This is a genomic window from Stenotrophomonas sp. SPM (assembly GCF_003105135.1).
Classification (GTDB): domain Bacteria; phylum Pseudomonadota; class Gammaproteobacteria; order Xanthomonadales; family Xanthomonadaceae; genus Stenotrophomonas.
This window is the reverse complement of the sequence record NZ_QETL01000019.1, coordinates 1-13148: the sequence shown is the minus strand read 5'-3', so window position 1 is coordinate 13148 and position 13148 is coordinate 1. Positions and strand designations below refer to the sequence as shown.

General features: G+C 64.4%; 14 protein-coding genes. 8 read left to right on the top strand and 6 right to left on the bottom strand.

Going from position 1 to position 13148, the window contains the following annotated elements:
- Positions 1-33 precede the first annotated feature (33 nt).
- The 4 genes from DCO49_RS06785 to DCO49_RS20310 form a co-directional block, all read right to left on the bottom strand.
- Positions 34-492 (bottom strand): carboxymuconolactone decarboxylase family protein, encoded by a 459-nt coding sequence (locus DCO49_RS06785; protein WP_116863371.1) that lies wholly within the window; start codon positions 490-492, stop codon positions 34-36.
- Positions 493-1086: 594 nt separating this feature from the next.
- Complete coding sequence (locus DCO49_RS06775) at positions 1087-1500, bottom strand: hypothetical protein (protein ID WP_133249402.1); 414 nt, start codon at positions 1498-1500, stop codon at positions 1087-1089.
- A complete protein-coding gene (locus DCO49_RS06770) occupies positions 1478-1972 on the bottom strand; it encodes a helix-turn-helix transcriptional regulator (RefSeq protein ID WP_165835695.1) in 495 nt (164 codons plus the stop codon). Before DCO49_RS06770 ends, DCO49_RS06775 begins: the two co-directional genes overlap by 23 nt.
- Complete coding sequence (locus tag DCO49_RS20310; protein ID WP_165835694.1) at positions 1902-2393, bottom strand: hypothetical protein; 492 nt, start codon at positions 2391-2393, stop codon at positions 1902-1904. The genes DCO49_RS06770 and DCO49_RS20310 overlap by 71 nt, the downstream gene beginning before the upstream one ends.
- An 832-nt stretch (positions 2394-3225) precedes the next feature.
- Here DCO49_RS20310 and DCO49_RS20525 point away from each other — a divergent pair.
- Positions 3226-3336, top strand: a complete 111-nt coding sequence (locus tag DCO49_RS20525) for a DUF3827 domain-containing protein (protein WP_234455939.1) — start codon at positions 3226-3228, stop codon at positions 3334-3336.
- A 70-nt stretch (positions 3337-3406) separates the two neighbouring features.
- On the opposite strand, the gene DCO49_RS06765 is transcribed toward DCO49_RS20525, so the two are convergent.
- Entirely contained in the window at positions 3407-3766 is a 360-nt protein-coding gene (locus DCO49_RS06765; RefSeq protein ID WP_116863368.1) for a response regulator, read from the bottom strand.
- Positions 3759-4889, bottom strand: a complete 1131-nt coding sequence (locus tag DCO49_RS06760) for a PAS domain-containing sensor histidine kinase (RefSeq protein WP_116863367.1) — start codon at positions 4887-4889, stop codon at positions 3759-3761. Before DCO49_RS06760 ends, DCO49_RS06765 begins: the two co-directional genes overlap by 8 nt.
- A 177-nt stretch (positions 4890-5066) precedes the next feature.
- Between DCO49_RS06760 and DCO49_RS06755 the strand changes: the two genes are divergently transcribed.
- The 7 genes from DCO49_RS06755 to DCO49_RS06725 all read left to right on the top strand — a co-directional run bounded on the left by DCO49_RS06755 (position 5067) and on the right by DCO49_RS06725 (position 13106).
- Positions 5067-8171: a response regulator gene (locus DCO49_RS06755; protein WP_116863366.1), complete on the top strand. Its 3105-nt coding sequence runs from the start codon at positions 5067-5069 to the stop codon at positions 8169-8171.
- On the top strand, positions 8168-8992 hold the full coding sequence (locus DCO49_RS06750; protein ID WP_116863365.1) for a CheR family methyltransferase: 825 nt from the start codon (positions 8168-8170) through the stop codon (positions 8990-8992). The genes DCO49_RS06755 and DCO49_RS06750 overlap by 4 nt, the downstream gene beginning before the upstream one ends.
- The gene (locus tag DCO49_RS06745; RefSeq protein ID WP_116863364.1) at positions 8992-9564 is read left to right on the top strand and encodes a chemotaxis protein CheB; all 573 of its coding nucleotides are present in this window, start codon (positions 8992-8994) and stop codon (positions 9562-9564) included. Before DCO49_RS06750 ends, DCO49_RS06745 begins: the two co-directional genes overlap by 1 nt.
- Positions 9561-10694, top strand: coding sequence for a hybrid sensor histidine kinase/response regulator (locus DCO49_RS06740; protein WP_116863363.1), 1134 nt, complete (start codon positions 9561-9563; stop codon positions 10692-10694). The genes DCO49_RS06745 and DCO49_RS06740 overlap by 4 nt, the downstream gene beginning before the upstream one ends.
- Positions 10695-10781: 87 nt before the next feature.
- A complete protein-coding gene (locus DCO49_RS06735; RefSeq protein ID WP_116863362.1) occupies positions 10782-11210 on the top strand; it encodes a BLUF domain-containing protein in 429 nt (142 codons plus the stop codon).
- A 75-nt stretch (positions 11211-11285) separates the two neighbouring features.
- A complete protein-coding gene (locus DCO49_RS06730) occupies positions 11286-12338 on the top strand; it encodes a linear amide C-N hydrolase (protein WP_116863361.1) in 1053 nt (350 codons plus the stop codon).
- 66 nt (positions 12339-12404) lie between these two features.
- Positions 12405-13106 carry an AraC family transcriptional regulator gene (locus tag DCO49_RS06725; RefSeq protein ID WP_116863360.1) on the top strand — a complete coding sequence of 234 codons (702 nt, stop codon included), beginning with the start codon at positions 12405-12407 and terminating at the stop codon, positions 13104-13106.
- The last annotated feature ends 42 nt before the right edge of the window (positions 13107-13148 follow it).

The window sequence follows — 13148 nt, the reverse complement described above, 5'->3', positions numbered from 1 at the left end:
CGCTGGGTCAATGCCCAGCGCCCGCGGGTGCCGTTACTCGGTAGCGGGCTTGGCACGGGGCTTGAGCCTAAAGCTCACCCCTAGCCGATTGATCGCGTTCATTGCCGCGATGGTGAGCGTGAGATCTACAAGGTCCTTCTCGCTGAAGGCCGCGGCCACGGCTTGGTACGCCTCGTCAGATGCGTGGGTGTCGCTGACAAGCGTCACTTCCTCAGCCCATGCCAATGCGGCGCGCTCTTGCTCCGAGAAGAGGTACGCGGCTTCGTGCCATACAGGCAGAAGTGTGATTGTGTCGAAGGGCACGCCTTCCTTGAGCAGATCGCGTGTGTGGATGTCTATGCAGTGCGCGCATCCGTTCAGTTGAGAAACGCGCAAGAACACCAGGTGGATCAATTTTGAGGGCAACGATGTGCCGGTGGTCACAAAGTGATGGAGCTGTCCAACCGCTTTGGCACCCTCGGGAGAGACCACAAACCAGTTCGCTCGGTTCATTTCTAACGTCCTTTTTCTCTAAGTGTGGGCCGGAGTCGGTCCACTCAAAGGTAGGGACGCCGAGCAGGGACGGTTCGTGACAGCTGATAGCGTGCGCCAGGATAAGCGCTTGGCTGAGCACGGTGTGCGGTGCGGCTCTACCCGGGCCTGCCGCTGCGCGAGGCCGTGGACCGCCTGAACGACAGCGCGCCCATCGCGTCGACAGCGCCGCTGCCGGCCTTGCCCCGACCCGCCAGCAACAGCAGCAAGCCCATCGCCTAGACGAGGCGGCTGCGGCTTCCGCCGCGCGGGAGATGGCGGCACTGGAGCCGATCCGGCCGCCGGCGGAGACCAAGCCTAGGGCGACGGATCCGAGGAAGGGGCGGCTCAGTGCGAGCGGGTGGCAGCACACCCGCGTTTGAGGGCTTTGCTTCCAGAAAACTCCGGACAGTTCCCTTGCGCCCCAATGGATCCGCAGCCCAGCTTCCAGAAATCAATTCAATGCAAGTCTTTGATTCGGGTCCAGAGTCAGGCAGACTTCTAAGCCGGTGCTTGAAGAAAAAAGGACGCCAGCAGGCGTCCTTTTTCTCCAAGGCGAGATTACAGGTTCAAACACTAGCTCGTCTTTGCATCCGGCTTTCTTCGCTGGGCTTTCGCAGTTGCAGTGGAAGATTCAATTAGCTTCGTCGACGGGTCAGTTTCAATTAGGATGTCTTTAATGGCATCAGTGGGGGAGCCATCGACGCCTCTTGAAATCCGCTCGACTGCGCTCGCCAGCTGCTTCGCCATGTCGCTCTTAAACGCGTCGCTCTCAAAAATATGCTTGAGATCCGTAACCAATTCTATAAGTGCGGTCGTTTGGATCGCAATCGTAACCGTGGGACGCGGGTACTCGCTATCACTATCTTCGTTCTGAACACCGAAGGTTAAGCGGCAGACACTGGCGCCGAGCAGCATCCCGGCTGCCTGATCCGCGTAATAGAGAGGCGTATCAGCTAAATCAATTTTATTCGAGGACGGCTTTGCCACCGAATTTCTCCGCTTCTAGTTCAAAGGGAAGGGCGTACTGATGGGCCTCAGATAACTTCTGGCTCTCAGACGCTAGGTCCGAATAAGAGATCAGCTTTACGACTAGTGCGCAATCAAAAGCATTTGCGACCCTGGTTAGCATCGGAATACTTTGCGAACCATAAAGAGGATCTTCTAACCTGGAAATCGAGGATTGCTTGGTTCCGATTAGCTTTGCGAGCTGCGCTTGAGTTAGTTCGCGTAGTTCTCGGTTCAGTTTTATCTGCCAGGCAATTCCTTGCTCAACTGAGGCTTCCATATAAGCCTGGCGGCGATCTTTGTCTCGCCAGTGTTTCTTCAGTTCCGTTGCAGGCTTGTAATGTCTAACCGCGACAGCATCCTGTTTGTACATTTTTCCGATGCTACCCGCACTCTGGTTCGCAGGTTTCACAGTAACTTTGATAAGCAACTGTTCGCGATTCAAAGTCTTCATCGCAAGATTTTTTGTGGCTGGTTGCGAGATCTTCGTAATTTTCCGGAGTGTAAACATTGTCTTTTTCTATGCCCGTCTCGGTCATCACGAAAGCAGTGTGCGGCGTGTAGAAGTGGCCGAACACTCGCAGTTGGACGCGAGCAACGTCTACGAAGCGTATCACATATGTGTTATCGCCGCGTATTTTGCTCGCGTGGGGCCTCGTCCACTGTTGGATGGGAAGAGGCCGAAGCTGGTCCATGGCGCGCTCAAGGCTCCCTTGAGCCTTCTTCGATATCCGGTCCTTCTGTATCCAGTGCGTGATGACCCCGCGCTCGCGATCAACGCGTTCGTGGAAGTTCCATTCTTCGTGACAAACCTGCGCGACCTGCGCCATGCGCGCGAGTCGGCTGGCCGCAGTCCTTCCTGCCATGAGATCCATCCCCCTTAAGCTCGGATGCGTCCGCCTCCGTCCAGCTGAATGAACTGTAACCGCTTGAGGGCGCTCGCGGAAGCCGCCTTGGCACAACTTTGGCACAGGTCGTTCCATCTCCATTGCGCTGCAAGGACGCGTCGCCCCCCTCCTAAGGGGAAGGTCGCCCGTTCGACTCGGGCCGGGGTCACCACGCGCTTGGCGCACTCATCCGCAGTGCCGCGCTCGTTTCCCCGCATTCATCCGCATCGCATTGCCGGAAATGCGTATCACCCTGCAGAACGGCGAGGCGGTTTGCCCTTACGGTGATCCTGCAGCACAGGTTGGCCGTCATTTCTACGCCATCAGCCTGGCCGCAACCCTGCCGTCCGGAGTATTGCCGTGGACCTGTTGCTCGCTATTGGTGAGGTAGCGCTGGTGGCTGCCTGCCTGCTCGGGCTCGTCCATGTTGCAGACCGTGCCTGGCGCCGTCGCAAGCGCTGAACGGGCCGGGTGGGGGGGTATCTTCCAGCGGAAAGAAATTGGCGCTATTGTCCGCAAATCGTGATGACAATCACATTTGGGGTGAGCCCGTGCAAGCTCGTCGTTTTCGGTATGCGTACAGGAAAGTACGGGAATGGCATGTGGGCTCGCTCCGCGCCGGTTGGTTGGCGCTGCGCTACGGCCTGACCGGTGATACCGGGCGCTTCAATTCGCATGGAGGCTGGCGGGTCAGTCGTCTGCGTGTGGACCGCGACGCGGATTCCTGAATGCATTTGGTCGCATCTGGCGACCCTGCACGCGCACTGCACATGTAGAACGCGAAGCTCGTTCCATCCCTGTTATCACGATGGAGCAAGCGATGAACAACCCCGGTACCCGTAAGCCCTCCTGGCGCCAGAGCAAAGGGCTGTGGATCGTCATTGGCGTGGCCTTGGCCATTTTCGTGGTGACGCTGTTCATGCGCTGGTAAAGGCGTCGAGCCGCCGGGCATGGCCCGGCGCTACCAGGCGCGATTTCGATCCACGCCATGCGTGGATGCCTCAATCCTGCTTCAACAGCTCCACCAGCTGGCGCAGCCGATAGGGCTTCGGCAGAAACTCCACCTGGTCGGGCAGCGGCGGTAGCTGCGAGCGCGCATAGCCTGAAGACAGGATCATCCGCGCGTGCGGCTGGTCGCGCGCCACGTGCTCGCTGAGCTCGATGCCGGACATGCCGTTGGGCATGCTGACGTCGCTGAACACCACGTCGAAGCGCTCGCCGCCCTGCATCAGGGCGACGGCTTCGTGGCCGTCGGACGTGGTTGCCACATCGATGCCGAAATCGCGCAGTGCCAAGCCGATCATTTCGCGCAGATCGGACTGGTCCTCCACCATCAATACGCGGAGCGGGTCATCAGTCATGGGCAGGGTCCTCCATTTCGGGTAGCAGCAGGCTGACCGTGGTGCCAACACCGGGCGTGGTGGACACATCAACGAAGCCGCCGCTCTGGGTAGTGAAACCGAACACCTGGCTGAGGCCCAGGCCGCTGCCTTTGCCGATGTCCTTGGTCGTAAAGAAGGGCTCGGTAGCCCGTTCAGCGATGTCCGGGGCCATGCCGTGGCCCTCGTCGCAGACGCTTAGTGTCACATATCGACGCTGCCGCGCGGTGTCCGCATCTGGATCGAGCCGGTGCTCAAGCGACGTGGCAACCAGCACGCGACCGCCATCCAGTGTAGCGTCGGCAGCGTTGGCCACCAGGTTGACGAGAGCGGTCTGCAGCTGCAGCGGGTCTGTACTGAGCAGGGGCAGGCCGGGGGTGAGTGCAGCCTCGACCGTGACCCCGGGCGGGCAGGTGCTGCGCAGGCCGGGCAGCCACTCATGGATCTGCTGGTTGATGTCCAGCGGCTCGCGGATCAGGGTCTGGCCGGTGCTGAAGGCCAGCAGTTGCCGGGTCAGGAGCGATCCCCGGTCGGTGGCCGCCTGTGCCATGGCCAGCAGCTCGGCCGCGCGGGCGTCGCTGCCCAGGCGCATCGACAGCAGGTCCAGCGCGTTGCCGACCGTGGTCAGCAGGTTGTTGAACTCATGCGACAGGCCGCGGCTGAGCCGGCCCACGGTCTCGAACTGCTGGGTCTGGCGCAGGGCGCGCTGGGCGTCACGCAGCAGCCGTTGCGATTGCCATTGCTCGGTGATGTCGCGGGTGATCTTGACGAAGCCCAGCAGTTCGCCGTTCTCGCGGACCGCTTCGATGACGATGCTGGCCCTGAACGACGAGCCATCATGGCGCACCCGCCAGCCCTCAGTAGCCACGTGGCCATTCTGCGCGGCCAGGTGCAGCAGGCGCTGCGGCTCGCCGGCCTCGCGTTCATCGGCCAGGTAGAAGCGGCTGAAGTGGGTGCCGATGACTTCGTCGGCACGGTAGCCCTTGATCCGCTCGGCGCCCGGGTTCCAGCTGCAGACGATGCCGTGCGGATCAAGCAGGTACAGGGCATGGTCACGAACGCTGTCGATCAGCAATCGCAGTTGTCGGGACGTGTCCGTCAGCACGGAAGGCGTAGAGGCAAGAGCGTCCACCTGGAAATCAGTAATACCCCTGTAGGGGCTGAGACCGTAGGCAGGCCAGTGTGAAGAGTGTGTGCACGCACCGCGTGTGCCAATGGTCGTATGCGGCTGAATGCGACACGGGGTAGCATAACCGCCTCTTTCTGCCCGGGAACCTTCCTGATGCGTGCTGGTGCAACAACGCGCGACCGCTGGATCTGGACGACGGCGGCCATGCTGCTGGCGGCCACCGTTGCCCTGGAACTTGTCGTACCACTGGGCTATGCGGTGTGGCTGACCTATTTCATGGCCGTTGGCGTCACCATTTTCCAGCGAAGTGCGCGGGTTCCCTTCGTCGTAGCACTGGTGGCATGCATCCTGTTGGCGGTGGGTTACAACGTGGCGCCGGCCAGCTCCAACTCGTCGTTCTCCTTCATCAACCGAACCATCGGTGGCGTGGCTTTCCTGATGATTGCCGGCATCGTGTCGCGCGCGGTGCATGCGCGACGCGAGGCGCTGCGTGCGCTGTGGCTGCAGGAAGCGGAAAATGCCGTGGCGGCATGCCTGCGTGGCGACCTGGGGCCAGAACAGATTGCCGATGCGTCGATGGCGTGCCTGGCCACGCAGCTGCGCGCCGATGTGGGCGCCATGTACCGCATCGAAGGCGGTCGTCTGCATCTTACGGGCGGCGTTGCCGTGCCCAGCGGTGTCCCGGCGTCGGTGACACTGCAGGAAGGCCTGCTGGGCCAGACGGCGCGTGACCAGCAGATCCGTCATCTGCCGGGTGACGATGAGCGGGCTCTGCAGTTGCAGTCCAGCTTCGGGCTGGTGCAGGTGCGTGAACGCATCCTTGCGCCGATCAGCAGCGATGGCACCGTGGTGGGTGTGGTCGAGCTGGGTCGCTCGCAGGCCGCCGGGCAGCAGGCGCTGGATGCGGAGCTGCTGGAGCGCTGCGGCGACACGCTGGGCATGGCGTTGCGTGCCTCGTTGCTGCGCGCGCAGCTGGTCGTGCTGCTTGAGGAATCGCAGCGGCAGGGCGAAGAGTTGCAGGCCCAGCAGGAAGAGCTGCGCGTGGCCAACGAAGAGCTGGAAGAGCAGAGTCGCAGCCTGATGCAGTCGCAGGCCAACCTGGAGCAGCAGCAGGTCGAGCTGGAACAGAGCAACGTGCAGCTGGAAGAGCGCACCCACGAGCTGGAAGCGCAGAAGCAGGCGCTGCTGGTGGCGCAGGGCCAGCTGGTACGCAACAGCAACGAGCTGGCGGCGACCTCGCGCTACAAGTCCGAATTCCTGGCCAACATGTCGCACGAGCTGCGCACGCCGCTGAACAGCTCGCTGATCCTGGCCAAGCTGCTGGCCGACAACAAGGACGGCACGCTGACCGAAGAGCAGGTCAAGTACGCCCGCGCGATCCTGTCGTCCAACAACGACCTGCTGGCGCTGATCAACGACATCCTCGATCTGTCCCGCATCGAAGCCGGCCATGTGGAACTGGCCGACGAAGTGGTGGTGGTCGACAGCGTGCTGCAGCGCCTGCGCGAGACGTTCGAGCCGATGGCCCGGCAGAAGGGCCTGGCCCTGCAGATCGAGGCCGATGCGCTGGCGCCGACCCAGCTGGTGGCCGACAACCAGCGCATGCAGCAGATCCTGAAGAACCTGCTGGCCAATGCCGTGAAGTTCACCGAGCACGGCAAGGTGAGCCTGCACGTGCGTGCGGGTGGCAATGGCCGCATCCGCTTCGAAGTCTGCGATTCGGGCATCGGCATCGCCCGTGACCAGTTGCAGGTGATCTTCGAGGCGTTCCGCCAGGCCGATGGCAGCACCCGCCGTCGCTACGGTGGCACCGGCCTGGGCCTGTCGATCTCGCGTGACCTCGCCGTGCGCATGGGCGGCGATATCCAGGTGGACAGCGAACCGGGTCGCGGCAGCTGCTTCATCCTGGAACTGCCGTTGCAGGGCGCACCGGCCAGCGACGTGCCGGCCGAGCCGACCGCGATGGCGCCGGCACCGATGCCTTCGGTGCAGAACCTGGCGGCCGCCGCGCCGCTGGCCATGGCCGCCGCACCTGCGGTGGCCACCGCCAGCGTTGCCGATGATCGCAGTCGGCGCCAGCGTGTCGGGCGCCTGATCCTGGCAGTGGAAGACGATGCAAGCTTCGCCGAAGCGCTGGTTTCGCTGGCACACGAACTTGATTTCGACTGCGTGGTGGCCACCACCGCCGAAGAGGCGTTGACTCTTGCCAGCGATCTGCGTCCGAATGGCATCCTGCTCGATATCGGCCTGCCGGACGTGTCGGGGCTGAGCGTGCTCGAACGCCTCAAGCGCAACCCGGAAACCCGCCATATTCCCGTGCATGTAGTCTCGGGCATGGACCGCAGCCAGGTGGCGCGTGAGCTGGGCGCGATCGGCTATGCGGTGAAGCCGGCCACCCGCGAGCGGTTGGCCGCAGCCATCGAGCAGCTGGAACAGACCAGCCAGCGTGATGTGCGCCGCCTGCTGATCGTCGAGGACGACAGTGATCTGCGGCGCAACCTGGAGCTGCTGCTGGGCCGCGACCAGCTGCAGATCGTGGCGGTGGGTACCCTGGCCGCTGCGGTGGAGCAGCTGAGCACGGTGACCTTCGACTGCATGGTGATGGACCTGTCGCTGCCCGACGGCAGTGGCTACGACCTGCTGGAGCACATGGCCGGCAACGATGATGTCGGCTTCCCGCCGGTGATCGTCTACACCGGTCGCGCGCTCAGCCGCGAGGAAGAACAGCGCCTGCGCCGTTATTCCAAGAGCATCATCATCAAGGGCGCACGCTCGCCGGAGCGCCTGCTGGATGAAGTGACCCTGTTCCTGCACAGCGTCGAGGCCAGCCTGCCCAGCGACCAGCAGCGCCTGCTGCGGGAGGCCCGCCGCCGCGACACCGTGCTCGATGGCCGCACCGTGCTGCTGGCCGAGGACGACGTGCGCAACATCTTCGCGCTGTCCAGCGTGCTCGAGCCGCTGGGCGTGACCCTGGAGATCGCTCGCAACGGCCAGGAAGCAGTTGATCGCCTGGCCCAGCGCGAGGTCGATCTGGTGCTGATGGACATCATGATGCCGGAGAAGGATGGCCTGACCGCCATGCGCGAGATCCGTGCGCAGCGCCACCTGCAGGACCTGCCGATCATCGCGCTGACCGCCAAGGCCATGCCCGATGACCGCGAGCGCTGCCTGCAGGCCGGTGCCAACGATTACATCGCCAAGCCGATCGACGTCGACAAGCTGGTTTCGCTGTGCCGGGTCTGGTGCTCGCGCCAATGAACGAGCAGGCGCTGTTCGACCTGGAATTGAAGGTGCTGCTGGAGGCGCTGTACCAGCGCTACCACTACGACTTCCGCAGCTACGCGGTGTCCTCGCTGCGCCGGCGCATCCGCCAGGCCATGCAGCGCTATGACTGCGAGCGCCTGGTCGACCTGCAGCACCGGCTGCTGCACGAACCGGAGCTGTTCGCCCAAGCGATGCAGTTCTTCACCGTGCAGGTCTCGGAAATGTTCCGTGACCCGGCCTATTTCAAGCAGCTGCGCGAGCAGGTGGTGCCGGTGCTGCGCACCTACCCGTCGGTGAAGCTGTGGGTGGCGGGCTGCAGTACCGGTGAAGAGGTGTGGTCGCTGGCCATCCTGCTGCATGAGGAAGGGCTGCTGGAGCGGAGCATCGTCTACGCGACCGACATCAATCCGGCCGCGCTGGCCAGTGCGGAAGCCGGCGCCTACAGCATCGACCGCCTGGCCCAGTTCAGCCGCAACTATCTGGCTGCCGGCGGTACCGGTTCGCTGTCCGATTACTACGCCACCGCCTACGACGGTGCGGTGTTCGACCGCCAACTGCGCCGCAACGTAGTGTTTGCCGACCACAGCCTGGCCACCGACACGGTGTTCTCCGAAGTGCACCTGGTCTCGTGCCGTAACGTGCTGATCTATTTCAACCGCGACCTGCAGGACCGTGCCGTGGGCCTGTTCCGTGAGGCGCTGGTGCATCGTGGCTTCCTCGGCCTGGGCAGCAAGGAATCGCTGCAGTTCGGCCGCCACCATGATGCGTTCGAAGCCTGCTCGCGCGAGCATCGGCTGTACCGGAAGGTTGTTTGATGACTGCCCCGCGTCCGCATCTGCTGGTCGTCGGCGCCTCTGCCGGTGGCGTGGCCGCGCTGCAGGTGCTGCTGGGTGCGCTGCCGGCCGGTCTGCCGATACCGGTGCTGGTGGTGCTGCATCTGCCGCGTGATCGCAGCAGCCGTATTGCCGAAGTGCTGGCGCCGTATTGCGCGCTGCAGGTGCGCGAGGCAGAAGACAAGCAGCCGCTGCAGGCAGCGACGGTGACCTTCGCCGCACCCGATTACCACCTGCTGGTGGAGGACGCGCAGACCATCGCGCTGTCGATGGATGAGCCAGTGCTGTTCTCGCGCCCGGCCATCGACCCGTTGTTTGAATCCGCCGCGGCCGTGTTCGGGCCGCAGCTGCTGGCGGTGCTGCTGACCGGTGCCAGCAGTGATGGCAGCGAAGGTGTGGCCGCGGTGCGTGCCGCCGGTGGCCGTGCCTGGTTGCAATGCCCCGAGGAGGCTGAGGCATCGATGATGCCGGCCTCCGCCCTGCAGCACGCCGGCGCTGATGCCGTGCTGCCTCTTGAATTGATGTGCCGTCGCTTGAAGGAGTTGTTCGCATGAACCTGCTGCCACCGGACCCTGCGCAGTCGCAGACCCCGGTCAACCTGCTGATCGTCGATGACGTGCCGCAGAACCTGGTAGCCATGCAGGCGCTGCTGCGCCGCGAGGGCGTCAACCTGCTGCTGGCCGGCTCGGGCGCGCAGGCGCTGGAGCTGCTGCTGGAGCATGAAGTGGCGCTGGCGCTGCTGGACGTGCACATGCCGGAGATCGATGGCTTCACCCTGGCCGAGCTGATGCGTGGCTCGCAGCGCAGCCGCGATGTGCCGATCATCTTCCTGACCGCGTCGCCGGATGATCCGGTGCGTGCGTTCAAGGGCTACGAAAGCGGTGCGGTCGATTTCCTGCACAAGCCGGTGGCGCCGCAGGTGATCCTGAGCAAGGTCAACGTGTTCATCGAGCTCTACCAGCAGCGCCAGCTGCTGAAGGCGCGCAACGAGGCGCTGGAGCGCGCGTTGAAGTTGAACGAGACGATGGCCGCCGTGCTGACCCACGATCTGCGCACGCCGCTGTCGGCCATCCTGCTGTGCGCCGACAAGCTGTCGCTGGAACTGCCGCCGGGCAACACCAGTGCGCAGCAGACCCTGCAGCACCTGGAAGCCAGCACCGTGCGCATGGCGCGCATGGTCGAGCAGCTGCTGGATTTCTCGCGGATCCGCAGTGGCGGCCTGCGCTTGGAGGCTGCCAGCTGTGATCTGGAAGCGCTGGCCCGCGCTGTGATCGCAGAGGCGGGCAGTGCGCATGGCAGCGACCGCATCGCGTTCGAAGCCAGCGGTGATGCCACGCTGCACGGCGACATGGATCGCCTGGGGCAGGTGGTGGCCAACCTGGTCGGCAATGCGATCACCCACGGGGGCAAGGACGTGGTGTGGGTTGCCGTCGATGGCAGCGATTCGCGCGTGGTGACCCTGCGCGTGCGCAATGTCGGGCACATCGAGGAGGCACTGCTGCCGCGCCTGTTCGAGCCGTTCAAGGCCAGCTTCCACCAGAGCAAGGGGCTGGGCCTTGGCCTGTACATCGTCGATCAGTTCGTAGCCGCACACGGTGGACGGCTGAGTGCACGCAACGAGCAGGGGCAGGTGGTGTTCGAAGCGGTGCTGCCGCGGCGTGCCGACACGCGCATCAGCCGTTAACTGAATTCTTCAGGGAGCGCGTGGGCGAACTGAGACGGGCTCGTCCGTAGCTGCTACCGTGGCTGCTCACGTTGCCAAGGAAGATTCATGCCACTACGCGCCATTGCCTACGTCAGCCAGGCCCGGCCGGACCTTTCCGCCGAACGCCTGCAGACGTTGGTGAACGATGCCACCCGGTTCAACCGGATGGCCGGGGTGACGGGCGTGTTGTTGCACGATGGGCAGCGTTTCCTGCAGTACATCGAAGGGCCGCCTGATGGCATCGATTCGGTGTACGAGCGCATCCTGCAGGCGGGCAGCCACGTGGACATCGTCGAACTGGCGCGCGGGCGGTTGGGCCAGCGCCAGTTTCCGTACTGGTCGATGCGCGCGTTGCCGGTCGATGCGCTGAAGCTGCGCCAGCTGGCCAGCAGTGACTGGTCAGGTTTCTCGCGCACGGTGGAGGGCGATGATGCCGAACCCACCGCGGTGGATCTTCTGAGCGCCCTCGTGCGCCCGATGCTCAGCGCCGGTTGACGCCGCGCGCGGGGCTTCACCCCGCTGTCACCGTTGCCGGGTTCCCATCGGGCTTCCTGGGGAAGGGAGCACAGCATGAAGCGGACGAAGTGGCAGGGCAGGGCGGCGCTGGCCATGGCGCTGGCAGCGGCGGTCGCACCGGGATGGGCCTGCACGCGCGCGGTCTACCTGGGTGACAACGGCGATGTGATCACCGCCCGGTCGATGGACTGGAAGGTCGACGTTGCCACCAACCTGTATGTCCTGCCCCGCGGAATCGAGCGTACCGGCCAGGCCGGACCGAAGTCGGCGAAGTGGACCGCGCGCTACGGCAGTGTGGTGGCCACCGGCTACGACGTGTCCACCACCGACGGCATGAACGAGAAGGGCCTGGTCGCCAACCTGCTGTGGCTGGTCGAATCGGAGTATCCCCAGCAGCGCGGCAACAAGCCGGGGCTGGCCATCTCGCTTTGGGCGCAATACGTGCTGGACAATTTCGGCAGCGTGGCCGAGGCCGTGGCTGCACTGGAGCGCGAGCCGTTCGCCATCGTCACCGACAAGGTGCCCGGTGAGGACCGCCAGGCGACCCTGCATCTTTCGCTGTCCGACGCTACCGGCGACAGCGCCATCATCGAGTACATCGGCGGTCGCCAGGTCATCCATCACGACCGCCGCTACCAGGTGATGACCAACTCGCCGATCTTCGATCAGCAGCTGGCGCTCAATGCGTACTGGAAGAGTATCGGGGGCACGGTGATGCTGCCGGGCACCAACCGCTCGGCCGATCGCTTCGCGCGCGCCTCGTTCTACATCAATGCCATTCCCAAGGCCGAAGACCCTGTGGAGGCGCTGGCCGGTGTGTTCAGCGTCATCCGCAATGTGTCGGTGCCGTTTAGCATCACCACGCCCGGCGAGCCGAACATCTCGTCCACGCGCTGGCGCACGGTGGCCGACCACAAGCGCCGGTTGTATTTCTTCGAATCGGCACTGACGCCCAACAAGTTCTGGGTCGATCTGAACAAGGTCGATTTCGGCGGACAGGTGCTCAAGCTCGACCTGGGCCGGGACCAGCGCAACACCTTCTCCGGTGATGCGCTGTCGCAGTTCGTGCCGAGCAAACCGTTCGCGTTCCTCGGTACCGACGGCTAGGGCGCGCGGCTGTCTGGCCGCGATCCGTGGATTGCAGGCAGCCCATCGCACGCGCACACTGCCGCGATGGGCGCCATCTTCCACCTGCGGCACTACGGCCAGGCAACGGGCCTGGACCGCCACGACTACGCACAGTGGGTGCTGCCGCTGCAGGGCGAGCTGCAGTTCGAGCTGGAAGGGCGCGGCGGCCGCCTGGATCTGTTGCAGGGGGCGTTCGTTGCCTCCGGTGAGGCGCATGACCAGGTGGCACATGGGCCGAACGGTTTCGTGATCGTCGATTGCGGCCCGGGCGTGCTCGATGACCTGACCCAGGAACACCTCAGTCGCCAGCGCTGGCTGCACCTGCCGCTGTCGCTGCGCCAGCGCCTGGCCCAGGTAAGGGTCGGCGGCTGCATGCCGGAGCTGCTGCCCGACCTGCTGCGGATGTTTACCCCTGCGGGCAGTGGTGCGCGGCGGCAGGGCCTGTGTGCGGCCGTGCAGGCTGAACCCGGGCGGGCGTGGCCGGTGCCGCGCATGGCGGCCCATGTTGGCGTCAGCGAAAGCCGGCTGCATGCCTTGTTCCAGCGCGAATTCGGGGTCAGTCCGCAGGCCTGGCTCAGCGCCGGCCGGCTGCGCTGGGCCAAGCATGCGCTGCTGACCAGTGCAGCGCCCATCAGCGCTATCGCGCTGGCAGCGGGGTACTCCGAGCAGAGCGCACTGACCCGTGCGCTGCGCCGCGAGACGGGCCTGACCCCGAGCGCCTGGCGGCGTGGTGAGGGGGCGCTGTAGAGCCGAGCCCATGCTCGGCTGACTTTTGCCGTCGTGGTTACA